The organism is Mesorhizobium sp. BR1-1-2, from assembly GCF_020165435.1.
Classification (GTDB): Bacteria; Pseudomonadota; Alphaproteobacteria; order Rhizobiales; family Rhizobiaceae; genus Mesorhizobium.
In genome coordinates this window covers 77,444-99,924 of record NZ_JAIUID010000010.1, presented here as the reverse complement: position 1 = coordinate 99,924, position 22,481 = coordinate 77,444, and the positions used below count along the sequence as shown (strand labels likewise).

The 22,481-nt window shown below is 63.6% G+C and carries 18 protein-coding genes; 11 read left to right on the top strand and 7 right to left on the bottom strand.

Annotated elements, in window-relative coordinates:
* Positions 1–105: 105 nt before the first annotated feature.
* The gene (locus LB551_RS21610; RefSeq protein ID WP_224660391.1) at positions 106–1,062 is read right to left on the bottom strand and encodes an AraC family transcriptional regulator; all 957 of its coding nucleotides are present in this window, start codon (positions 1,060–1,062) and stop codon (positions 106–108) included.
* A 260-nt stretch (positions 1,063–1,322) separates the two neighbouring features.
* Here LB551_RS21610 and LB551_RS21605 point away from each other — a divergent pair, with 260 nt between their 5' ends.
* Positions 1,323–2,282, top strand: coding sequence for a DMT family transporter (locus LB551_RS21605; RefSeq protein WP_224660390.1), 960 nt, complete (start codon positions 1,323–1,325; stop codon positions 2,280–2,282).
* A 12-nt stretch (positions 2,283–2,294) separates the two neighbouring features.
* Here the strand turns inward: LB551_RS21605 and LB551_RS21600 are convergent, their stop codons facing one another.
* Positions 2,295–3,731 (bottom strand): PLP-dependent aminotransferase family protein, encoded by a 1,437-nt coding sequence (locus LB551_RS21600; RefSeq protein ID WP_224660389.1) that lies wholly within the window; start codon positions 3,729–3,731, stop codon positions 2,295–2,297.
* 755 nt (positions 3,732–4,486) lie between these two features.
* On the opposite strand from LB551_RS21600, the gene LB551_RS21595 reads away from it, so the two are divergent.
* Both LB551_RS21595 and LB551_RS21590 read left to right on the top strand, forming a co-directional pair.
* Positions 4,487–5,611 (top strand): acetylserotonin O-methyltransferase, encoded by a 1,125-nt coding sequence (locus LB551_RS21595; protein WP_224660388.1) that lies wholly within the window; start codon positions 4,487–4,489, stop codon positions 5,609–5,611.
* 121 nt (positions 5,612–5,732) lie between these two features.
* Positions 5,733–6,260: a c-type cytochrome gene (locus tag LB551_RS21590; RefSeq protein WP_140899163.1), complete on the top strand. Its 528-nt coding sequence runs from the start codon at positions 5,733–5,735 to the stop codon at positions 6,258–6,260.
* 158 nt (positions 6,261–6,418) lie between these two features.
* Here LB551_RS21590 and LB551_RS21585 read toward each other — a convergent pair whose 3' ends face one another.
* Complete coding sequence (locus tag LB551_RS21585; protein WP_224660387.1) at positions 6,419–7,963, bottom strand: alpha/beta hydrolase; 1,545 nt, start codon at positions 7,961–7,963, stop codon at positions 6,419–6,421.
* A gap of 318 nt (positions 7,964–8,281) precedes the next feature.
* Here LB551_RS21585 and LB551_RS21580 point away from each other — a divergent pair, with 318 nt between their 5' ends.
* On the top strand, positions 8,282–8,974 hold the full coding sequence (locus LB551_RS21580) for a class I SAM-dependent methyltransferase (protein ID WP_263495969.1): 693 nt from the start codon (positions 8,282–8,284) through the stop codon (positions 8,972–8,974).
* A gap of 71 nt (positions 8,975–9,045) precedes the next feature.
* Here the strand turns inward: LB551_RS21580 and LB551_RS21575 are convergent, their stop codons facing one another.
* A complete protein-coding gene (locus LB551_RS21575) occupies positions 9,046–10,140 on the bottom strand; it encodes an ROK family transcriptional regulator (RefSeq protein WP_224660386.1) in 1,095 nt (364 codons plus the stop codon).
* A 57-nt stretch (positions 10,141–10,197) separates the two neighbouring features.
* Positions 10,198–10,848 (bottom strand): SGNH/GDSL hydrolase family protein, encoded by a 651-nt coding sequence (locus LB551_RS21570; protein ID WP_140552430.1) that lies wholly within the window; start codon positions 10,846–10,848, stop codon positions 10,198–10,200.
* Positions 10,849–11,201: 353 nt separating this feature from the next.
* On the opposite strand from LB551_RS21570, the gene LB551_RS21565 reads away from it, so the two are divergent.
* The 5 genes from LB551_RS21565 to LB551_RS21545 all read left to right on the top strand — a co-directional run bounded on the left by LB551_RS21565 (position 11,202) and on the right by LB551_RS21545 (position 16,533).
* The gene (locus LB551_RS21565) at positions 11,202–12,248 is read left to right on the top strand and encodes a substrate-binding domain-containing protein (RefSeq protein ID WP_411910515.1); all 1,047 of its coding nucleotides are present in this window, start codon (positions 11,202–11,204) and stop codon (positions 12,246–12,248) included.
* Positions 12,249–12,316: 68 nt separating this feature from the next.
* Complete coding sequence (locus tag LB551_RS21560) at positions 12,317–13,828, top strand: sugar ABC transporter ATP-binding protein (protein WP_224660385.1); 1,512 nt, start codon at positions 12,317–12,319, stop codon at positions 13,826–13,828.
* A 9-nt stretch (positions 13,829–13,837) separates the two neighbouring features.
* The gene (locus LB551_RS21555) at positions 13,838–14,800 is read left to right on the top strand and encodes an ABC transporter permease (RefSeq protein WP_140552433.1); all 963 of its coding nucleotides are present in this window, start codon (positions 13,838–13,840) and stop codon (positions 14,798–14,800) included.
* A 3-nt stretch (positions 14,801–14,803) separates the two neighbouring features.
* Complete coding sequence (locus LB551_RS21550; protein WP_224660384.1) at positions 14,804–15,757, top strand: ABC transporter permease; 954 nt, start codon at positions 14,804–14,806, stop codon at positions 15,755–15,757.
* Between the two features lie 92 nt (positions 15,758–15,849).
* Positions 15,850–16,533 (top strand): SGNH/GDSL hydrolase family protein, encoded by a 684-nt coding sequence (locus LB551_RS21545; protein ID WP_224660383.1) that lies wholly within the window; start codon positions 15,850–15,852, stop codon positions 16,531–16,533.
* 224 nt (positions 16,534–16,757) lie between these two features.
* Here the strand turns inward: LB551_RS21545 and LB551_RS21540 are convergent, their stop codons facing one another.
* Positions 16,758–17,666, bottom strand: a complete 909-nt coding sequence (locus tag LB551_RS21540) for a hydrogen peroxide-inducible genes activator (RefSeq protein ID WP_224660382.1) — start codon at positions 17,664–17,666, stop codon at positions 16,758–16,760.
* A 128-nt stretch (positions 17,667–17,794) separates the two neighbouring features.
* On the opposite strand from LB551_RS21540, the gene katG reads away from it, so the two are divergent.
* Entirely contained in the window at positions 17,795–19,993 is a 2,199-nt protein-coding gene (gene katG, locus LB551_RS21535; RefSeq protein WP_224660381.1) for a catalase/peroxidase HPI, read from the top strand.
* 76 nt (positions 19,994–20,069) lie between these two features.
* Here the strand turns inward: katG and LB551_RS21530 are convergent, their stop codons facing one another.
* Positions 20,070–20,747, bottom strand: coding sequence for an MIP family channel protein (locus LB551_RS21530; protein ID WP_140498338.1), 678 nt, complete (start codon positions 20,745–20,747; stop codon positions 20,070–20,072).
* A gap of 318 nt (positions 20,748–21,065) precedes the next feature.
* On the opposite strand from LB551_RS21530, the gene LB551_RS21525 reads away from it, so the two are divergent.
* The gene (locus tag LB551_RS21525; RefSeq protein WP_224660380.1) at positions 21,066–22,355 is read left to right on the top strand and encodes an RsmB/NOP family class I SAM-dependent RNA methyltransferase; all 1,290 of its coding nucleotides are present in this window, start codon (positions 21,066–21,068) and stop codon (positions 22,353–22,355) included.
* Positions 22,356–22,481: the final 126 nt, after the last annotated feature.

The window sequence follows — 22,481 nt, the reverse complement described above, 5'->3', positions numbered from 1 at the left end:
TGAGGAGCCTAATTTACGAGGAGGAGTGATTATTTCGAGACTGAATTGGCTCAATCTAATGCGTGAAAGGATCAAACTGTGCCTTCCCGATTCCAAGCCGCGGTCTTACTCGCCCTTGTGCGCCAGCCGCCGCCACTCCCCCGGCGTCATTCCCATCCTTTCGGCGAAGACGCGCCGGAATGCCGAAACGGATTGATATCCAACGGTCTCGGCCACGGCCTCGGTGCTGATCCCCGGCTTCTTCAACTCGTTGGCTGCCAGGCTCATGCGCAGATCGGTCAACAAATCGAGGGCGGAGCGACCCAGCTTGTCCTGGAACTGGCGCATGAACGTAGCGCGCGACATCCCGCACAAATCGGCCAGATCGGGCAGTTTCCAGGGCCGCGCCGCATCGGCGAACATCGCGGAAATGGCTGGAGCAAGCCGTGGATTGCCGGCCAGGGCCAACAAGCCTTCGGGGGCTTTCCCGGATTGGCTCGCCGCGCGCAGCACCAGTGTGAACAGGGCCGAAGAAAGCGCGTTGAGAATGGCGCGTCCTCCGGCTCTGTCACCGGCGGATTCCATTCGCATCAGCCTCACCAGACCGGCCAGCTGGCTGGAGGCGGAGCCGATGCCTTTTTCTTCATCGCCGTCCATGGACCGCGCCACCAAATTCGCAGGCAGGTAGTTGCGGACCAGCCGATCATGGGGCGGTGCGATAAAAAATCGCCCGCACAGCAGATCCAGTTGCTCGCCCCGGCCATCGTTCTCGCTCAGCATCCATCCGGCAGCCCCCCGGCGTTGCTGGGTAGGGATTGGTGTTTGCCCGCTACCGTCGTGCAGTACATGCGCCGCGCCGTGAGGCAGCAGCACAATATCTCCGCTCACCAGCTCCCTTGCTGCTGTCGTGTCCGGATCCTCCAAAATGGCTCGGCCCTTGACTATGACATGGTAGGGAATTTCGTTGGCGGCAGCCTTGCTCCAGGCAACGCGCCACGGCGCACCGTAGGCGCAGCGGACCTCGAGCTGGCCGGTGACGGTGATGATTTGCAAGAGATGGCTGAGCCAGTCCGCTTCAGACATTGGACCTCGAGAACCGGAGATAGTGAAGCATCTTATCGCAATTGTGCACTGGTTCTATCTGTCGCTCACATTTCCAACCTGGCTCCAACCGCGTCTGGATCGGGAGCGAGCCACCGAGCGCCCCACGGTCGGAACAGGGGCCTGTATCAGACGCCGCGGTCGAGCGCAGATGCCTTTCGCCTTTCAAAACGGATGCACGACCCAACCGCGCAGGCTATATTGTCCCATCGGGCCGACGTCATCGAAGGGGAGGGCATGACATGCAGGCAATGCCGATAGCGCATCACGCTGCGCAACCCGAGCTCGGGTCCATATCCTCCTTGGCCGGCTATCCGGCCGCCGTCCTGTGCTGGCTGCTTTCGGCCGGTGTCTATATCGCGGCCAAATGGGTGGCGCCTGAAATGCCGCCCTGGGGCCTGTGCTTCTGGCGGCTGACGCTTGCTTGCGCCATCCTGCTGCCGATCGTGCACCGTCATCACGACGCGATGATCGGGCTGTTGCGAACGCGCGCCGTGGAGGTCGTCGCCGTCGGGGCGATCGGCCTAACCCTGTGCCAGGGCATGATCTATCATGGCCTCAACGACACCGACGCCACCACCGCCGGCATCATCATGGCGCTGTCGCCTGTGATGACGATGGTGCTCGCCCGTTTCGTGCTTGGCGAGCCGCTCGGGCTGTGGAAGTCGCTTGGCGCGCTGGTTGCGCTCGCTGGGATGATCTTCATCGTTGCCCACGGGAACCTGACGGCGCTGCTGCAACTCAAGTTCAACGCCGGCGAGCTCTGGATCGTCGGCAGCGCGTTCTGCTGGGGCCTGTACACCGTACTTTTGCGGCGTGCCAAATTCGGCATCGAACTCCTGCCGATGGTCGTGCTGCTGCTCGGCGCCGGCGCGCTGGTCGCCTTGCCGTTCCATGTCTGGGAATTGTTCAACGACGAACGTTCCGCCATGGACGTCCACAGCATTCTCGCGCTCGCCTATCTGGCCGGTCCGGGCGGCGCCTTGATGTACTATCTCTACAACAAAAGCGTGGAAACGCTCGGCGCGAGCCGAGCGAGCATGCTGCTCTACCTGCAGACGGTGTTCGTCGCCATGCTTGCCTATCTGCTGCTCGGCGAGGGCTTGCACGATTACGATCTGGTCGGCGCGGCCTTCATCGTCGCCGGCATCGTACTCGCCACCGTGGTCAAACCCAGGCCAGCCGAGCCACGCGTGGCATAGACAAATTGAAGGTCAGGGCGATTCACTGTCGAAACAGGCGCGCAGCAAATGCAACCCTTCTTCGATGCGGGGCGTCGGAATGGCGCCATACCCCAGCATGATCCCGGCCCGCGGGATGGCGTTCACGGCGAACCGTGACAGAATCTGGACGGCGACGCCGCGATCGGCTGCGCGGCGGGCGACCTCGGCGATCCGGTCCGCCGACATTTTCCGGGCAAGGGCGGTGAGATGGAGCCCCGTTGTCGATGGGATGAGCTCGAGATGCTCGGCAAAATCATTGGCGATGGCTTTCGCGATGATCTGGTGCCGTTCCCGGTAGATTGCGTTCACCCGACGGATGTGACGCGCAAAAGCGCCCTCATCGATGAAACGCGCGAGCGCTGCTTGCGCCGGGGTCGATGAATGCCAGTCGCTGACGAATTTCGCTTTGTGCACGGCCGCTCGCAGCGATGGCGGCGTCAATATGAAGCCCAGCCGAAGCGTCGGCAGCATTGTCTTCGAGAAGGAGCCGACGTAGATGACCCGGCCTTTTGCGTCGAGCGTCTGCAACGGCTCGAGGGGACGGCCCCCGAAACGGAACTCGCTGTCGTAGTCGTCTTCGATGATGGCCGCGTTATTTCGCTCGGCCCAGGCCAGCAGCGCCTGCCGGCGCGGCAGCGTCATCGTTACCGAAAGCGGAAATTGATGAGACGGCGTGACATACACGGCTCGGATTCCGCGCGGTAGCGCATCAACGACCAGCCCCTGGCGATCCACCGGTACACCGACCACACGAATACCCAAGGCCTTGAACAAATGCCTCGGAGGGCCGTAGCCCGGATCTTCGATGGCAATTGCATCGCCCGGTGCCAGCAGGACGCGTGCCAGGACATCCAGTGCCTGCTGGGTGCCGTTTGTGACAATGATGTCGTCCGCAGCCGCCCCGATCCCTCGGGAGATGCCTATGTGCCTGGCGATTGCGACCCTGAGATCGTGATGTCCGGCGGGATGTTCGTAAGTGCCGGCGGTCGCTTCGCCCGAACGCAGCGCCCAAACCACCGACCGACGCCATGCCCCGTGCGGAAACAGCGAAGCATCGCAAAACCCGGCGTGAAAGTCGAAACGAACCGGCTCGAATGCGGGTGGTGGGGCTATCGCCTCCCAGATCTGGCGTGGCTGGAGCACGCCGGTAGATCGGCGTCCGGTCTTTTCTCGCCCGGCCGGCATCACCAATTCGCCGATGAACGTCCCAGACCCCTGCCTGGATGTCACGAACCCTTCGGCGGCGAGCCGTTCATACGCCACTGTCACGGTGGCACGCGACACGGCAAGCGTCCGCGCCAGTTCGCGGCCAGGCGGCAGAGGATCGCCGGGCCGCAGCCGTCGATCCAGAACGGCGCGCCGTATCTGACGATAAATCTCGCCGCTGAGATTCTTGCGCCCGACCAGGCTTATGTGAAAGGCCGTCATTGTTCAGCAACGGAATTGGTCTGACGCAGGCACCGGAATTCGGCCTGCGGCCAGTCCTCCAGCGTCCTGCGCCGCCTTAGCGGCAGGACCTTGCAAGTGTCACTATGCCAACCGGAATTGGACTGGCCAAGAATCCCTGAATTGGCACTTCTATCGGTCCTCTAGCCTCCTTACCATTGCTTCGGCGGCAAGGGAAGAAGCGGATGGCCGGCAATGGGAGGCTGAAATGCCTCGAGCGGAAACTCGAATCCATAACCCGTCGAGGGTGCGACTACCTTGGTCTGTGCTGAAAACCACAGTCGCGGCCCTCAAGACCTGGCAATTATGCGTCTCAGGACATCGGGCAATCGCGGATTTGCCCCCCGGACTGTTGAGGGACATCGGTCATGGTAAGGCCCCCGCGCCAGTGGTTGAAGTCAAGCCAGGTTTAGTCACGAACTTGATGTCGATGAGGTAACGCGTGATGCGGTTCCTGCCCGTTCATGGCGGATGGCACGGCGGCTGGTGCTGGGGAAGGGTGACGGCGCCCGAAGAGCGCGGACATCGGGTCCATGCCATCGGCCTGTCGGACCACGGAGCCGACCCGACACCGGCCGCCACGGCTGACCCTATTGCGCGCCATCGGCGCAGCCTTGCGAGCACAAGGCGGCCGTCGCGTGCTGGTGGACCCTTCGATCGGCACCATTTTCGAAACCCGCGCCGTCACCGCTTGGCTCAAAAGCTTCGAACCACCCGTCAACATTTGGGAGAGTGCCATGCCCAGCCATCAGCGCGCTGCTACGCGCATGACAACGCTTGCCCACCAGCCCGGTTCGATCCCGGGCGAGACAGGGCTGCGCGCGGCCGACCGACCGATCGTCACCACGCAAGAGCTTCCTTCCGCTGTCCCGCTAATGGCGCTTTCGACCGGTTTCTGGGCCTTCAAGACTCTGGCCGCCGCGCATGAGTTGGACCTCTTCAGCCGCCTTGCGAGCGGCGCCGGCATCACGGTTGCGGAGCTGGCGGAAGCGCTCGGCCTGCATCAACGCCCGGCAGAGATGCTGTTGACCGGCTGCGCTGCACTTGGGCTCCTGGAGAAAACCGGCGGCCGCTATCGCAACACGCCCTTGAGCGAAACCTATCTCGTGAAGGGTAAGCCGTATTACTTCGGCGGCTTCGTGCAGATGGCCGACAAGCGGCTCTACGCGGGCTGGGGAAGGCTTGCAGAGGCGCTGCGCACGAACCGGCCAACCACATGGGATCCGGTAGTGCAATCCTCGATGTTCGAGGGCGCGGATCCTACGATGCTGGCGCTCTTCTGGGAGGCAATGCATTCGCTTTCCACGATGACCGCGCGCAAGCTCGGCGAAGCCGTGGATCTCAGTCATTTCCGCCGCCTCCTGGACATCGGCGGCGGATCGGGCGCGTACGATATCGAGCTTTGCAAACAGTATGAGGCGTTGCGTGCGACCGTGTTTGACCTGCCGCATGTCGCCGCGATCGCCGCGGGCAAGATCGCCGAGGCCGACTTGACGGACCGCATCGAGACCGCGGGCGGCAATTTCTTTGAACAGCTTCCCGGGGATCACGACGTGCATCTCCTGTCGATGATCATGCACGATTGGGACGAGGCGAAGAACCGCGCCCTGCTGCGCCGGTCCTTCGAGGCTTTGCCAAGCGGCGGCGCGGTCGTCATCAGCGAGCTTCTCGTCAATGATGAAAAGACCGGACCGGCGCCGGCCGCGCTGATGAGCCTCAACATGCTGATCGAGACGGAAGGACGAAACTACACCCCGGCCGAGTATTCGGAGTGGCTCGAGGAAGCCGGATTCAGGCACGTCGAGACGGTCTGGTTCGATGCTCCCGCCGCGAACGGCGCCGTGATCGGCCGCAAACCGTAAGGCGCAACGTGGAGCGGATCAGGTGCGCCGCAATCGGCTGGGGGAACTGCGTAACGGCAGCCCCCGACGGGAGCACGACAAGGCCGTAGGAGAAGCCAAGAACAAACCAAGGGAGGAAATCATGTTTCCAGCGTCAGTTCGTCTCGCATTGCTCACAGCCTCGGTCGTCGCCCTTCCATCATACGCCGCGATGGCCGACGACGCGCAGGTTGCGCGTGGCGAGTACCTGGTTACGATCGCCGGCTGCAACGACTGCCACACGCCCGGCTACTTCTTCGGCAAACCCGATATGTCGCGCTTTCTTGGCGGCTCGGATGTGGGCTTTGAGATACCTGGCGTCGGTGTCTTTCCCGGTCGAAACATCACGCCCGACAAGGAGACCGGGATCGGCAGCTGGACCCCGGAGCAGATCGTCGCTGCGATCCAGACCGGCCAGCGGCCGGACGGCCGGACCTTGGCGCCGATTATGCCCTGGCCTGCTTTTGCCCATCTCACAGCGGACGATGCCATGGCGATCGCGGCGTTCCTGCAAAGCGTGAAGCCGGTAAGCAACAAGGTCCCGGGCCCGTTCAAGCCTGGCGACACGGTGTCGACATCCATGATGCGGATCATACCGCCGGGCGGAACCGCTGCCGCTGCACCGAAATAGGCCGGAAACCGGCCTTCCACCGGACGTCATGTTCGACGCCGCCCGGCGTCGCCCCGGAGCATGGCCAAAGTGGCATCCGCGCCGGCCTCGCCATTCGCGGCCAGTCCCACAGCCATTTCCACAGCGGAACTGACGGCGGCTGACGCCGCAATCGCGCATCAGCTGCTTCGTGCAAGCGCGCCGATGCTGTCGAGCAGCGGCTGTTGGTCGCCGACCCAAAACCAGTGGTCGTCACCGGCCAGCTCGATGAACCGCGCGCCCGGGATTCCGGCGGCCAGGAGCCGCCCCGCCTCGACGCGCACGGCGCGGTCGCCGGACCGGTGCAGGACCATCGTCGGGGCCGAGACCTTTGCGAGCAGGGAACGGACATCGGTATCACGCAGCGCTTCGAGCAGGCCTGCGACCGCGCCGGGGCTGGAGGCTGCCCTGAGCAATCCCGCCCACCAGGTCTGAGCCTGGCGGTTTCCGGAGAGGCTCGGGGCGAACGTCTCGATTTCCGCCGGGCCGCCCCAGCCGGCGATCAGCCGCTGCTTCCACAGATCGTATTGCGCGGCGGTCAAGGCGAAGGGATAGTCCGACGCGCGGCTGCCTTTCGCGAGCGAACCCCACAGGACAAGGCCGATAAGCCGATCGGGATGATCGATAGCAAAATGGACACAACCCGGCCCGCCCTCCGACGCGCCGATGAGCAAGGCCCGGCGGCTGCCGGCCGCATTCATGACCGCCAAGATGTCCTGCGCTGTCGTTTCGACGGTGGAGCGCACGCCGACGCGGTCGGAAAGTCCCATGCCGCGCCGGTCGAACAGGATCAGGCGGCCCCGGCGCGAAACCGCTGATATCCAGGCGCGGCAGCGACTGTCTTCCCAGATACGCTCGACATGCGAAATGAAGCCGGGAACAAGCACGATGTCCGTCGGTCCGCTACCGACGGTCTGATAGGCGAGATGGATGCCGTCCACTTCGACGTAGCGCGTCCTGGGCACGTCCAAAGTGACATCTTGAGTTGGCTCCCGCACCAGGGCAAGCGTGGCCGGGTCCGGCGCTACGCCGAGTTCGTCTCGTAACAGCTGGACGCAGCTTTCGGCCTGGCGCTCGGCTGCCGCCCTGTTCCCGGCCGCCAGGTGCGCGCGGATCAGGTGACGGTGCGCGCTTTCGCTCAAGGGGTCGAGTGCCGCCAGGCGCGTCGCATGCACGACCGCGCTGCGTGGCTCGCCCCCGGCGATCTTCGCTTCGATGGTACGCTCCAGCGCCTGCACCAACCGGCTACGCAAGGCCTCGCGCCTGAAAAAGACCCATTCGTCGAATTCCGGACAGTCCGGAAGTGAGAAGCCGTCGAGGTAGTCGCCCTTATATATGTCGGACGCTTCGTCGAGAGGGCCGACATTGCAGGCATGCTCGAAAACCTTGGAGTCGAGATCGACGGCAAGCGCCGGGTGCAGGCTGAGGGATGCCCCCGTGGCGGCGATGACCTCCGTGCCGAACGCGATGCGGATTTTATGCAATGTGCGCCGGAGGCGCGCTCGTGCGGCTTCTTCGTCGGTTTCGGGCCACAGGAGCGTGGCGGCGACCTCGCGCCCCACGGGACCACCGGCCTCGGCGAGATAAATGAGGAGCGCGGCCGCCTTGCGCAAGGCGAGTTCCACCCGCTGCCCGTCCAGACGGAACTCCGGAAAACCCAGAAGTCGGAACTCCAATCGCTCCATCGACCTGTACGCGGCCGCCTCGGGATATTGAGAGGACGTTCAGGGGACGCCGGCCTTCTATCCATCCCACGACGTCGGGCCGATCGGGCCCGATCAGGAGATTCCTTGGAGCGAGAAATGTCACCGGTCAATACTCTATCCCACCATTGCATGTCCGAGCCAGTTGCCGGGGGCAGCGCCCCTGTCGGCTTCAAGAGCGCAGGGCAAGGAAGCTGAGACATGTGCCAATCCTGTCTCTCTTGGTATGCACGCTGCATTGCTCCCTATCTCGTCCACGCCGGCTGTTCGGCAAACGTGTTCGCGCGCATGCGAAGGCGCATGATCCCGCGGGCGCAGGGCATTGTCGTCGAAGTCGGCTTCGGGTCTGGCTTGAACCTTCCCTATTACGACGCCGCCAGGGTGGAGCGGCTGGTCGGCATCGATCCCGACGGCACTATGCTCGGCCTGGCCGAACCGAAGATCCGTTCGCTGCCGTTCGACGTCGACTGCATCCGTGCCAGCGGCGAAAGGCTGCCCTTGATCGATGGCCTCGCCGACACGGTCGTCGTCACCTATGCCTTCTGCACCATTCCCGACCCTGACGCGGCGCTGACCGAGATCCGCCGCATCCTGAAACCCATGGGCCGGTTGATCTTCATCGAGCACGGCCAGGCCGAGGGGCCGCGCGGCCGCAGATGGCAGGAGCGGCTGAACAAGCCGTGGGGACGGCTCGCCGGCGGCTGTCATCTCAACCGCCAACCGCTGCACTTGATCCGCGCGGCGGGCTTCCGCATCGTTGAAGAGGAGCGCGGGCGGTTCCCGCTGCCCTTCTGGCAACTGGGAAGCCACTACGCCGGCGTCGCGGTGCTCCGACAGGCTGACGAGTCGTTGCCGCAGGCCAGATCGTGCATTACAAGGTCCCACGCACATCCGCTTCCGCACGGAATTGCCGATGACGGTCGCCGGCATCCCGTTGCTGATGCGCGAGGCCACAGAAGACGGCGTGAGGGACAGCTTCTTCCACCGGAGTAGCCGACATTCAAACGGGTGTGCATCCAACGTCTCGGATGGGGCTCTGCACGCTTCTGTTGTTAGCGTTCCGATCATTGGATCATGAACCGCGAGCTGAACGGCAGGCTGGCCGCGCCGACGGCTTTCGGGCTGATGGTCACCCGCGCTGGCAACGCTTGGACAGCGGCAAATTCCTGGCCGATATCGGCGCACAAGGTCTTGGCGATTTTCTGCGGCGCATAGCTGGACAGGAGGACCGTCCTGAACTCGACAAACTGGGTCAGCGCCGAGATCGATGCTTTCAGGCGGTTTGAGCATTCCCCCAGCCATTCGGTGTAGGCCTCTCCAAGATCAGGCCACTCAGGGCTGCTGCTCCAGATGATTTCGGACGAGCGTCCGCGCATGGTCAGTTCGCTTTCCAAGCGCATGAGGCCATGATCGAAGCTGGCGCTGGAGTTTCCCTTGTAGATCTGGTGGTTCAGGATGAGCCTGCTCTGCAGCCTAGCTCCGAGATAGAAGAACAAATAGTCGTTCAGCGGCTTTGCGACGCCGAACATGCTCTCGCCGCCGGCCGCCGCGGTGATGTCGTTCTGCACGAAGACCGGCAGCTTGATCTGCTCTTCGATCTCGCTTTGCAAAGCCTTCAGGGACGTGCTCGATCCGTTGCGGGTTGCAGCCATGGCGTCGACCTCATCGGGAACGGCCAGCCCGATACCCGCGACCCGGCTGCGCGCCTCGACCGGCAGGCTCGTCATGGCTTGCCTGATCGTCGCAAGCAAATCGCTGCTTTGCGGAAACGGATTGGCTTCATCCGCGGGCAACTGCGTGTGGAAGCGCACGGTGCCGATGAAGTCGATGAGCGCGATGTCGATCCTGCGCCGGCTGAAGCCGACGCCGACCGCGTAGGCGCCTTCCGGGTTGAGTGAAAGCGGGATGGTGGGGGGCCCGACACGGCCGCGCTGCGCCTCGCCCTGCGAGACCAGGCCTTCCCGTTCGAGGGAGCGGACGATGACCGAGGCCGTCTGCGCCGACAGACCGGTCTTCTCGCCGATTTCCATCCGCGATATGCCCTCGTTCTGAAGCAGCAGCGAGAGCACCAGACGCTCGTTGTAGCTGCGCACGCTCAACGCGTTCAGCCCGCTCGCACGATCGGCGATGCGCAAGGGATTGGGTGGTGCGAATCTCATGTCAGGCAAGGGCCGCCCCGTCGGTAAGAGGGCATTGCCTGGCGGCGGGCTGGTTGCTCATGTCGAGCGGCTCCAGCCGATCGCATCGACCGCGCGGGCGATTGCGGTGCCAAGTAGTCTGTGCGCTTCGGCATCGATGTGAAATCCGTCCGCTTCGCTGCAGGACACCACCGAGCCGGCATCGAAAAAGTGCAGTTCGAGCGAATCCGCCAGCACCTCGAACTCGAGCGCCAGCAGGCGCGATTTCTCCGGTGCGCCGGCGAAGATGGACTTCCACTCCTTGACGTCGTCCTGCATCGGCGGCGGCGCGACGATCATGATTTCGGGTGTGGTGCCGCCCGGACCGGGCGCCAGTTCCTTGATGTCGTAGACAAGGCAGCCGATGCCCATAGCCACTTCCGACGGCGGTTTGTTGAAGCGAATCTTGAGGTCATTGGTGCCGAGCATGATGATGACGAGGTCGAGCGTCGCATGGCTCTGCAGACAGGGGCGAAGATAGGTTCTGCCGTTCTTGTGTGCCCCCTCGATCGGATCGTCGTGGACGGTGGTTCGGCCACTCAATCCTTCCTCGATGACATACCAGTCGGGGCCTAGCTGAGCGCGCAGTATGCCCGGCCAGCGCTCAGCCGGACCATAGCGCTCGAGCGGCCCCTTGCCGGGGATCTGGCCGTGTGTGTTGGAGTCGCCGTAACACAAGACTGATCGCATGTTTTTTCCCGCCGGGCCGACCGCGCGCCGGTTCGGCGAGCGCTCTTCATGATGAATAGCGGAGTGGCGAAACGCAAGCAAAGGAATAGTCATTCAACATGACTAACTATTGACAGGCCAAATCCACTGTGCTTCTAAAGTGCCCGGAGGAGTTCTCGACCGTCATCATCGTCCAGCCGAAATTGGGCCTCGACACACATGTGTTCGGGGGCGGGAGAATTGCGTGCGTAGGTCGGTTCGCGACGACAAGCATGCATCGGGAGAGCGTCTCGCGGCCCGTGCGCGTCCGTACGGCCGGAGCAACCACAAGGAGGAGTTCAATGTTAGGATTGCTGAAAACCGTCGGGCTGGGAATGCTCGTTGTATCAGCGCTTGCCGTAACGTCGCTGGCGCATGCGGAAGATGTCAAGCTGATGGATGGCGTCACGCCGCGCGCCGACGACACGCGCATGACCGCGGCCGGCGCATTCAAGAAGGATCCCCCCTGGGTCATCGGAATGAGCGACTTCGGAGTCAACGCCAACACCTGGACCGTGCAGGTCGCACATGAGGCGGAAAATGCCGCGGCGAAGGACAAGCGAATCTCGAAGTTCATCCTGCTCGATGCCGGCTTCGACCAGAAGAAGCAGGTAGCCGATATCGAGGATCTGATCGCCCAGCATGTCGATGCGATCATCGTTCAGCCGGTGACCAGCACGTCGGCCAACGCCAGCATCGCCAAGGCGGTCGCCGCCGGCATCCCCGTCATCCTTCACACCGGCCGCATCGATTCCGATGCCTACACCACCGAAATCCAGGGTGGAGCCGAGCACTTCGGCAAGGTGATGGGTGACTGGCTGGTGAAAACCGTTGGCGACAACGGCAAGATCTGGGTCCTGCGCGGCCTTGCCGGCCACCCGGAAGACACCAACCGCTACAACGGGCTACTGGAATCGCTCAAGGGCACGCATGTGCAGATCATCGCCGAGGAGCATGGCGACTGGCAGTACGACAAGGCCAAGAAGCTGTGCGAGACCCTCTATCTGAACAATCCGCAGGTCGACGGCATCTGGTCGTCCGGCGCCGACATGACGCGCGCCTGCGTCGATGTCTTCAAGCAGTTCGGCACGCCGATCCCGCCGATTTCGGGCGAGGGCAACAATGGCTATTTCGGCCAGTGGATCACGGATGGATTCAAGTCGATCTCTCCGGAATACAGCCCGGCCCAGGGTGCTGCCGGCGTGCGCGCCGCTGTGGCCCTGCTCGAGGGCAAGCAGCTCTACAAGCGCTATGTCTACAACCCCGACGGCTGGGACAAGGACAAGGCCGCGAAGTACTATCGCGACGACCTGACGGCCAATGTCTGGTGGCCGAGCGAACTCCCCGAAGACAAGCTCAAGGAATATTACGGCAAGAAGTGACACGCGTGGCCGGCGGGGAGTGGACAAGGATTCCCCGCAGGCCCTTCATATGGTGAAGCGAGGATTTCGTGGCCAATCTTATCGAGATGTCGAACATTTCGAAGGCATTCGGAGGGAGCAAGGCGCTTCACTCCGTTTCCCTCGAGCTGAAGGCCGGCAGCGTTCACGCCCTGATGGGCGAGAACGGCGCCGGCAAATCGACCTTGATGAAGATCCTGGCGGGCGTGTATCAGCCCGATTCCGGCGAGATCTTCATGAATGGGGAAAAGCTCGATCTGAAGTCACCGCGCGCCGCGCTCGATGCCGGCATCTCGACCGTTTTCCAGGAACACTCGCTGCTGCCCAATCTGTCGATCGCCGAGAACATGTTTCTCGGCCGGGAGCCGACGAACCGGTTCGGCTCGATCGACTATTCCGCGATGAACAGCCGAACCGCCGAGGCACTCGGCGAACTCGGCCTCACGCTAGACCCCTCGCACCTCGTTTCCAACCTGACCATTGCCGAGCGGCAATTCGTCGAGATCGCGCATTGCATCCAGGCTGACGCCGGCGTGCTTATTCTCGACGAGCCGACGGCGGCTCTCAACGCGGCCGATGTCGATGTGCTCAATCGCAACATCCGCCGCCTGCGCGACAAGGGAAAGGCAATCGTCTACATCTCGCATCGCATGGAAGAAATCTTCGATCTGTGCGACACCGTAACGGTGCTGAAGGACGGCGCACTGGTCGGCACCAGGACGGTGTCCGAGATCACCACAGACGAACTCATCGCCATGATGGTCGGGCGCGAACTCCAGGATCTGTTCCCAGATCGCACGGGCGAGAAGGGCGGCGAAATCCTGCGCGTCGAGAATCTCAGGATCACCGAGACATCGCAGCCTCTGTCTCTGACGTTGCACAAGGGCGAGATCGTCGCCCTCGCCGGGCTTGAGGGACAGGGCCAGCAGCGCTTCCTGCGCTCGCTCATCGGCCGCTACCATCCTTTTGCCGGGACGATTTCCATCAACGGCAAAACGCTCGACATGCCGCTCTCGACATCATCAGGCGTTCGCCATTTGCAGCAGCTGAAGGTCGGTTTCGTCCCCGAGGACCGTAAGGAGGAGGGGCTCTTTCTCGCTTTGCCGATCGCCCACAACATCGCCATCGGATTGCATTCGAGGCGCCGCGAACTTGCACCGGCGCGGCCCTATCGGAGTGTCATCGCCCGCATGATGGAGGTCATGAACATTAAGGCGACAGGGCCCTCCGCTCCGGTCGGTTCGCTGTCGGGCGGCAATCAGCAAAAAGTGCTGCTCGGCCGCTACCTCGCCGCGGATCTCGATCTTCTCCTGGTGGAGGAGCCGACCCGCGGTGTCGACATCGGCGCCAAGTCCGAGATCTACCATCTGCTGCGCGACTTCACCCGCAAGGGTGGCGCGGTGCTGGTGCTGTCGCGCGAGACGATCGAGCTGATCGGGCTGTGCGACCGCATCTATGTCGTCCACCACGACACAATCGTGGCCGAAATGCCGGCAGCACAGGCGACGGAGCACAAGATCCTCGACGCGGCCCTGACGGGCGGCCCGGCGCGCCGGCATTAGGGGCCTGCCATGTATCGTAGCCTGTCCAATATCCTGGGTGGCCGGAACACACGGCAGGGCCAATGGGGTCTGCCATTGTTGGTTGCCTTGCTCATTTCGCTGTGGCTGTCTGTTCAGACGACGCAGTTCGCAACGGCCGAAAACCTGTTCAACCTGGTTGCGCAGGCGATGCCGCTGGTCATCGCGGCGGTCGGACAACTCGTCGTCGTGCTCGTCGGCGGGCTCGATCTGTCGGTCGGCTCGGTCATCAGTTTCACGACGGCGGTGCTGGCGCTCGACCAGCCGGCGATCGTGCTGATCCCGGCGGTCTTCGTGCTGGCCGCATTCATCGGGCTGATCAACGGCCTGGCGATCACCCGTTTCAACGTCCATCCAATCATCGCCACGCTGTCGACGCAGTACATTGTCCTTGGCATCACGCGCATCTTGCGTCCCGTCTCCGGCGGCACCGTTCCGGAGATCGTCATTGCTGCCGTCTCAGGCAGTTTCCTCGGTATTCCTTATCCGGTCTTTTGGGGAATCGTCGTGATGCTGTTGGCCTGGAAGCTGCTCTACGGATCGCGATACGGCCTGCATCTGTTTGCGATCGGCGGCGGCATCGCGTCGGGCGCCGAAAGCGCTGCCCGCAATTTCGGCGTCTCCGATCGCCGCAACATCATCCTCGCCTATGTGGTCTGCTCCTGTTTCGCGGCCGTTGCCGGTGTCTTCCTGGCCGGGCGCATCGTGTCGGGTGATCCAAATGTCGGATTGCTTTTCGAACTCGACACGGTCACCGCCGTCGCACTTGGAGGCACCCAGCTTTCAGGCGGAATCGGCAGCCTGCACGGCACGGTGATCGGCGCGCTTGTGATGGCACTGCTGGCCAATGGCATGAACCTCGCCAACGTCTCGCCCTTTGTCCAGACGGCGATCAAGGGCGGCATCCTCTTGGCGGTGGTCGGGCTGCAATCCCGCAAGAAGATGGGGCTCTGAGCGATGACTGCCATTCTCGCAAACCCGATCGCCCGGCGTCTGCTTCGCATACCGCCGTCCTACTTTGTCTTCCTCGTGCTTCTGGCCACGCTGTGGATCGCACGGCCGAACATGCTCAACCTCAACATCATGGGCATCTTCATCAGGCAGATCGTTCCGCTCGGCATCCTTGTGCTGGGGCAGCTCGTCGTCATGCGCGTGAAGTCGATCGACCTCTCCGGCGGCGGCATCATCCTGCTGATCAACTATTTCATCTCGTCGGGCAGTTTCCCGGGCGCGTCGCTGCCCTTCTTCGTCGTACTGGCGCTCGCCACGGGCCTCGTCATCGGCTTGTTCAATGGCTTCATGATCGGCATCCGGCGGGTGTCGGCCGTCATCGTCACGCTGGCCGTCAGCATCATCCTGGTCGGACTGGTGCAGTTCCTGTCGAGCGGCAATCCACCCGGCGATGTGCCGAAACTGTTCAACGACCTCTACAACACGAAGTTCCTGTCGGTTCCGACGCCGGTGCTGTTCTGGATCATGCTGACCGCCGCGGTGTGGCTGCTTCTGTCGCAGACCGTATTTGGCCGCTACGTGGCCTCGGTTGGCGAGAATGCCGAAGCCGCCCATTTTTCCGGCGTGCCCGTCCAGCGCACGGTCATCCTGGCGCATACGCTCGCCGGCCTGATCGCGGCGATCGCGGCCCTGGTACAGACCGGTTCGATCGCCGTCGGCAGCGTGCGCGTCGGTCTCGACCTGCCGATCCTGGCAGTCGCGGCGACGATCCTTGGCGGCGTCGCCTTCGGTCGCGGCGACGGCGGCGTCTGGGGACCTTTCTTCGGCTCGCTGTGCTTCGCGCTTTTGTTCGTCGTGATGACGGTGCTCGGCATCGACGAACCCGGCAAGCTCATCGCCCAGGGCGCCATCATCCTCGGCGCGGCGATCTTCTATGGAGTGCGCGTGCGAACCCCATAAATCGAAACAGCCAAAGGCAAGCCGGCACCGGCGTTCGCCTGGATCGATAAATCTGCACCTTCAGACAACTGCAAACAGATGGAGAAACATGAATGTCACCGCCAAAAAACATCATGTGCTACGGCGACTCACTGACCTGGGGCTGGGTGCCGGTCAAGGAAGGGTCGCCGACCTACCGCTACCCCTATGACCAGCGCTGGACGGGTGTGATGGCGGCGGCGCTGGGAGCAGGCTACCACATCATCGAAGAAGGTTTGAGTGCGCGCACGACCTGTCTCGACGACCCCAACGATCCGCGCCTCAATGGCGCCAACTATCTGCCCTCGGCCATCGCCAGCCATCTGCCGCTGGATCTGGTCATCGTCATGCTCGGCACCAATGACACGAAGTCCTATTTTCGCCGGACACCCTACGAGATCGCCAACGGAATGGCGAAACTGGTGGGGCAGATCCTGGCGAGCGCCGGCGGTATCGGCACGCCTTATCCAGCTCCGAAGGCGCTGGTCATCGCGCCGCCGCCGCTGACCCCGATGCCCGATCCCTGGTTCGAGGGCATGTTCGGCGGCGGCCACGAAAAATCCAGGGATCTGGCGAGGCAGTACAAGGCGATGGCGGATTTCATGAAGATCGACTTCCTGAATGCCGGCGATTTCGTCACCACGGACGGTGTCGACGGCATCCATTTCACCGCTAGCAATAACGCCGATCTCGGGCGCGCGGTCGCGGACAAGGTCAAGTCTATTCTTGAGCCAAGCCGCGCCAGCACCGCCGCCTGAAGCCGCAACACCCGCCGGCTTGCCGCACAGACCGGGTCGCTTGTCGCATTTGCGATACACATTGCGGACCCAACGATGAGTTCGGTCCGTAATTCTGCCTAATGCGTAGCGTGGCACTTGATCCACTTGCTTGGGATGAAGACGAGTTATATCCGCTCGAGCCGTCCAACAAGCGCACATTCGAGGTTTGCCTGGGCCGATAGCAAGCTTGGGCTCGTCGTCCTTCACGCCGCCTGCTCCGCCGACCCCAGCCCCCGAATGATCCTTGCCAGCTCCATGCACTCATTGTGCAAGGTGCTGTTGCGCCGCCAGGCAAAGCAGATCGTGCGCTGCGGCATGGGGTCCTGGAACGGCACGATCTTGAGGTCGGGGATAGTGCCGGCAGGTCCCGCGGCCATTTCGGGGATCAGCGTCACGCCGAGCCCGTGCGCCACCATCTGCAAGAGCGTGGTCAGGCTGGTGGCGCCGTAGCTTGCCATCGCCACCGGCCGCACATTGCCGCAGACAGCCAGCGCCTGTTCGCGCAGGCAATGGCCTTCCTCCAGCAGCATCAGCCTTTCCAGCGCCGGGCTTTCAGGCGGCACCGGTGGCGAGGCGAAAGCCGGATCGCCTGACGGCACGGCCAGGAAAAACCGGTCCGGGAATAAAGCCTCCGTCACCAGGCCGGGATGGTCGAGCGGAAGCGCGGCGATGAAAGCGTCGAGTTTTTGCGACGCGATGTCCTCGACGAGCGAGGCGGTCACCGCCTCGCGCAGTTCGAGCAGCAAGTCCGGGAAACGCGTCTTCAGTTCGGGCAAGGCGCGCGGCAGGAGATAGGGCGCGACGGTCGGGATGATGCCCAGCCGGAAGCGTCCTCCCATGGCCGGGCGGCCGCGCCGGGCCATCGTCTCGACCTCGCGTATGTCTGAAAGGATGCGTTCGATGCGCGGCAAAAGGGCTGCCGCCTCGTCGGTCATGCGCACCGATTTGCCGCCGCGCTCGAACAGCCGGCAATTCAGCCGCTGCTCCATTTCCGCGATCTGCGAGGACAGCGCCGGCTGGCTGACGCCTGCGAGTTTTGCCGCACGCCCGAAATGCAGCGTCTGCGCAAGAGCGTCGAAATAATGCATCTGCCGGACGGTCAGGCCTATCATAAGGAAATCCTATTGAAATGAACAGGAAAGGCAATTTGTTTTTATCGGCAGCCTGGCCTAGTCTGGAATCATTCCAGGATGGCGGCCGCTGGCTGCCCCGGAACCCTCGGCAAAAATTGGAGTGCAAGATGGACGCGAAAACCGACGACAACAGCGCGGGCAAATGCCCTGTCGCGCATGGACCCGGTGCCAGGACCAACCGTGACTGGTGGCCCAACCAGCTGGACCTCGGCGTTCTCCACCAGCAGTCGAGCCTCTCCGACCCGATGGGCGAGGACTTCGACTATGCCAAGGAATTCGCGAGCCTCGATCTCGACGCTGTGATCAAGGACCTGCACCATGTCATGACGGATTCGCAGGATTGGTGGCCGGCCGACTTCGGCCATTACGGGCCGCTGTTCATTCGCATGGCCTGGCACAGCGCCGGCACCTACCGCATCGGTGACGGCCGCGGCGGCGCCGGCGCCGGCCAGCAGCGTTTCGCACCGCTCAACAGCTGGCCTGACAATGCCAACCTCGACAAGGCGCGCCGCCTGCTGTGGCCGGTCAAGCAGAAATATGGCCGCAAGATCTCCTGGGCCGACCTGTTGATCCTCACCGGCAACGTCGCCCTGGAATCGATGGGCTTCAAGACCTTCGGCTTCGCCGGCGGCCGCGCCGACGTCTGGGAACCCGAGCAGGACGTCGATTGGGGATCGGAAACCAAATGGCTGGGCGACGAGCGCTACTCCGGCGACCGCGAACTTCGCGGCCATCTCGGTGCCGTGCAGATGGGCCTGATCTATGTCAATCCGGAGGGCCCGAACGGCCAGCCCGATCCGCTGGCCTCGGCACGCGACATCAGGGAAACCTTCGGCCGCATGGCGATGAACGACGAGGAGACGGTGGCGCTGATCGCCGGCGGCCACACCTTCGGCAAAACCCATGGTGCAGGCGATGCCTCGCTGGTCGGCGCCGAGCCGGAAGGCGCCGGCATCGAGGCGCAGGGCCTCGGCTGGTCGAGCAAGCACGCGTCGGGCATTGCCGGCGATGCCATCACGTCGGGGCTCGAGGTCACCTGGACCACGACGCCGACCAAGTGGAGCAACAACTTCTTCGACAACCTGTTCAACTACGAATGGGAACTGACGAAAAGCCCGGCCGGCGCCCATCAGTGGACGCCCAAGGGCGGCGCCGGTGCCGGCACGGTGCCGGACGCGCATGATCCCTCCAATCGCCGCGCGCCGGCCATGCTGACCACCGATCTCGCGCTGCGGGTCGACCCGGCTTACGAGAAGATCTCGCGGCGGTTCCACCAGAATCCTGATCAGTTCGCCGACGCCTTCGCCCGCGCCTGGTTCAAGCTCACCCATCGCGATATGGGCCCGGTCGTGCGCTACCTTGGCCCGTTGGTGCCGAAGGAAGAGCTGATCTGGCAAGATCCGATCCCGGCCCTCGACCATGAACTGGTCAGCGAACAGGATATCGCATCGCTGAAGGCCAAGATCCTGGCCTCGGGCCTGTCCGTTTCCGAACTGGTCTCGACCGCCTGGGCTTCGGCCTCGACGTTCAGGGGTTCCGACAAGCGCGGCGGCGCCAATGGCGCGCGCATCCGGTTGGCGCCGCAGAAGGACTGGGACGTCAACCAGCCTGCTGAATTGGCCAAGGTGCTGGCCACGCTCGAATCCATCCAGAAGGCGTTCAACACGGCACAGACCGGCGGAAAAAAGATCTCGCTGGCCGATCTGATCGTGCTCGGCGGCGTCGCCGCGATCGAGAAGGCGGCGAAGGACGGCGGCAACGAGGTGAAGGTGCCGTTCACGCCTGGCCGCATGGATGCCTCGCAGGAGCAGACCGATGTCGCTTCCTTTGCCGCGCTCGAGCCGAAAGTCGACGGCTTCCGCAACTATGTCCGGGGGCCGCAGCCAATGTCGGTCGAAGCGATGCTGGTCGATCGCGCGCAGTTGCTGACGCTGACCGCGCCGGAGATGACGGTGCTCGTCGGCGGCCTGCGAGTGCTCGGCGCCAACACCGGCAAGTCCAGGCACGGCGTGTTCACCGACAGGCCGGGCACGCTGACGAACGACTTCTTCGTCAACCTGCTCAGCATGAGCACGGTCTGGGATCCGGTCGCGGGTTCGGATGAGATCTACGAAGCGCGCGACCGCAAGACCAAGGCGGTCAGGTGGACCGGCACCCGCGCCGACCTGATCTTCGGCTCGCACGCGCAACTGCGTGCGCTGTCGGAGGTGTACGGGTCAGCGGATGCCGGGCAGAAATTCGCCAGGGATTTCGTCGCGGCGTGGACCAAGGTGATGAACGCCGACCGCTTCGATATCGCCGCCTGATCCAGGCGGATTTTCCACCCAATAAAAAAGGCGCGAGGCTCGGCCCCGCGCCTTTTCCCTGTCCAGGCTTTCGAAATCAGTCCTTTTCGAAGACGCGCGCCTTGGCGACGACGCCGGCAATGGCGCCGCCGATCAGCGGCGCGACGATGAACAGCCAGAGCTGGCTGATCGCTGCGCCGCCCGAGAACAGCGCCGGGCCAATGGAACGGGCCGGATTGACCGAGGTTCCCGTCACCGGGATCATGGCGAAGTGGATGCCCGCCAGCGTCAGGCCGATGACCAGTCCGGCGAAGGCCGTGGCATGCCTTTCCGCGGTGACGCCGAGGATCACGGTGACGAAGGTGAAGGTGCCGATCAGCTCCCACAGGAACGCCGAAGAGACGCCCCATTTCGTCTCGTCCCAGCCATTGGCGCCGAAGCCGCCAGTGTGTCCGCCGGCCTGGCCGGAGACGATGATCCACAGCGCCAGCGAGGCCAGGATGGCGCCGATGATCTGTGCGATCCAGTAGGGGATGACGTCCTTGGCTGGCAACCGGCCGGCAAGAAACACGCCGAGTGTCACAGCCGGGTTGAGATGTGCGCCCGAAATGGGGCCGATCGCGTAAGCGGCCGCGATAAGGCCGATGCCGAAGGCCAGTCCGATGCCTTCCTGCCCGAGCGGCAGCGCGCCGCCGAAGCCGCCCGTCACCACTGACGCCGTACCGATGAACACCAACAGAAATGTGCCTAGAACTTCCGCCAGATAAGTCTTCATTGCCCTCTCCTCGTGACGATCCGCCGGTCCACGTTTTCCGCGCCGCGAATCATGGCGGCAAGAGTATTCCCAACCGAAAAACTTGGAAAGCTGAGCTGTCGCGCCCCTGCGGTGCTTGCAGCCGCCAGTTACGAACATTAGAGAGCTTGCATCTATTGACGGTTTGTTGTTGACCGCACCGGCAGATTCATTGCTCGGGCAGTTTTCGCCGATCGCCAACAGGCTGCCTGTCGTCGCAAAACGGAGCGGGGTTCAATCTCGGCGTGAAAGGCTCTAAGAGCAGGCCGAGATGATGCGTTCGATTTGGTGGACTGAAGAATGCGACTAGGCGGACGGCTGGCTGCGGCCATCGAAGTGTTGGAAGACATTGGCCGGCGTCACCGGCCGGTGGCCGATGCGCTGAAGGACTGGGGCCTGTCGCACCGCTTTGCCGGCGGCGGCGACCGCGCGGCCATCGGCAACATCGTCTACGATGCGCTGCGCCGCAAGCGCTCGGCAGGCTGGCTGCTGGGCGGCGACACGCCGCGCGCCATCGGCTTCGGCGCCCTGCTGCTCGAATGGGGCCAGACCGCGCGCTCGCTCAACGAAGCGCTCGACGGCGACAGGTTCGCGCCGCCGCTGCTGACGGCCACGGAGCTCCAGGCAACCGACGAGCGGCGGCTTGCCGACGCGCCGCCCGCGGTGCGCGCCGACATACCGGATTGGTGCGAGCCGCTTTTGCAACGTGCGTTTGGCGAGGCTTGGGTCGAGGAGGGCGCAGCGCTCGCCACCCGCCCGCCACTCGACATCCGCGTCAACACCTTGCAGGCCGATCGGGCCAAAGTGCTGGCGGAACTTGCCGAAACCGGCGCCAAGGCAGCTCACATCGCCCCACAAGGCATTCGCATTCCGCCGATCGACGGCGACGGCAGGCATCCCAACGTGCAGGCCGAGCCGGCTTTCCAGAAAGGCTGGTTCGAGGTCCAGGACGAGGGATCGCAGATCGCCGCCGCCCTTGCCGGCGCCGAGCCTGGAATGCAGGTGCTCGATTACTGCGCTGGTGCCGGCGGCAAGACACTGGCCCTGTCGGCGGCGATGGCCAATACAGGCCAGGTCTTCGCCCATGATGCCGAAAAGGCGCGGCTGGCGCCCATCTTCGACCGCATCCGCCGCTCGGAAAACCGCAACGTGCAGACCGTCACAAGGCCGGCGGAGCTGTCGCCGCTCACCGGCCATATGGACCTTGTCCTGGTCGACGCGCCTTGCACCGGCAGCGGCACCTGGCGACGGCGCCCGGACGCCAAATGGCGGCTGACGCAAAGGCAGCTCGACGCCCGCAAGGGCGAGCAGATGGCGATCCTCGATACCGCCAGCAGCTTCGTCAAGCCGGGTGGCCTGCTGGTCTACGTCACCTGTTCGGTGTTCGACGAGGAGAATGGCGAACAGGTCGCCGCGTTTTGCCAGCGTAATGGCGGTTTTGCCCCGGTCGATCATCGCCGGCTCTGGGACAGCCGTTTTCCCGGCCATGAAACGGCGATGCGGCTTGGCGCTTTGGGCGGTATCTGCCTGTCGCCGGCGCTGAGCGGCACCGACGGTTTCTACGTCTGCGCGCTGCGCAGGGCAGCCTGAATGAAGCGGAAAGCGAAGCCGTCCTGCGCGCCCTCGGGGTCAAATTGCTGCAGTGCAGCATCGGATGATTGCTTGCCGGTCACGCCTCTGCAATAAGCTTTTCGGCAAAGGTGAAAGCAGCGACGG

Bases quoted from the DNA above. Each gene is read 5' to 3' on its own strand.
- LB551_RS21525 (WP_224660380.1), top strand. From the start codon at position 21,066: ATGCGACTAGGCGGACGGCTGGCTGCGGCCATCGAAGTGTTGGAAGAC.
- LB551_RS21600 (WP_224660389.1), bottom strand. From the start codon at position 3,731: ATGACGGCCTTTCACATAAGCCTGGTCGGGCGCAAGAATCTCAGCGGC.
- LB551_RS21595 (WP_224660388.1), top strand. From the start codon at position 4,487: ATGCCCAGCCATCAGCGCGCTGCTACGCGCATGACAACGCTTGCCCAC.
- LB551_RS21555 (WP_140552433.1), top strand. From the start codon at position 13,838: ATGTATCGTAGCCTGTCCAATATCCTGGGTGGCCGGAACACACGGCAG.
- LB551_RS21540 (WP_224660382.1), bottom strand. From the start codon at position 17,666: ATGATAGGCCTGACCGTCCGGCAGATGCATTATTTCGACGCTCTTGCG.
- LB551_RS21570 (WP_140552430.1), bottom strand. From the start codon at position 10,848: ATGCGATCAGTCTTGTGTTACGGCGACTCCAACACACACGGCCAGATC.
- LB551_RS21545 (WP_224660383.1), top strand. From the start codon at position 15,850: ATGTCACCGCCAAAAAACATCATGTGCTACGGCGACTCACTGACCTGG.
- LB551_RS21530 (WP_140498338.1), bottom strand. From the start codon at position 20,747: ATGAAGACTTATCTGGCGGAAGTTCTAGGCACATTTCTGTTGGTGTTC.
- LB551_RS21605 (WP_224660390.1), top strand. From the start codon at position 1,323: ATGCAGGCAATGCCGATAGCGCATCACGCTGCGCAACCCGAGCTCGGG.
- LB551_RS21550 (WP_224660384.1), top strand. From the start codon at position 14,804: ATGACTGCCATTCTCGCAAACCCGATCGCCCGGCGTCTGCTTCGCATA.
- LB551_RS21610 (WP_224660391.1), bottom strand. From the start codon at position 1,062: ATGTCTGAAGCGGACTGGCTCAGCCATCTCTTGCAAATCATCACCGTC.
- LB551_RS21580 (WP_263495969.1), top strand. From the start codon at position 8,282: ATGATCCCGCGGGCGCAGGGCATTGTCGTCGAAGTCGGCTTCGGGTCT.
- katG (WP_224660381.1), top strand. From the start codon at position 17,795: ATGGACGCGAAAACCGACGACAACAGCGCGGGCAAATGCCCTGTCGCG.
- LB551_RS21585 (WP_224660387.1), bottom strand. From the start codon at position 7,963: ATGGAGCGATTGGAGTTCCGACTTCTGGGTTTTCCGGAGTTCCGTCTG.
- LB551_RS21575 (WP_224660386.1), bottom strand. From the start codon at position 10,140: ATGAGATTCGCACCACCCAATCCCTTGCGCATCGCCGATCGTGCGAGC.
- LB551_RS21590 (WP_140899163.1), top strand. From the start codon at position 5,733: ATGTTTCCAGCGTCAGTTCGTCTCGCATTGCTCACAGCCTCGGTCGTC.
- LB551_RS21565 (WP_411910515.1), top strand. From the start codon at position 11,202: ATGCTCGTTGTATCAGCGCTTGCCGTAACGTCGCTGGCGCATGCGGAA.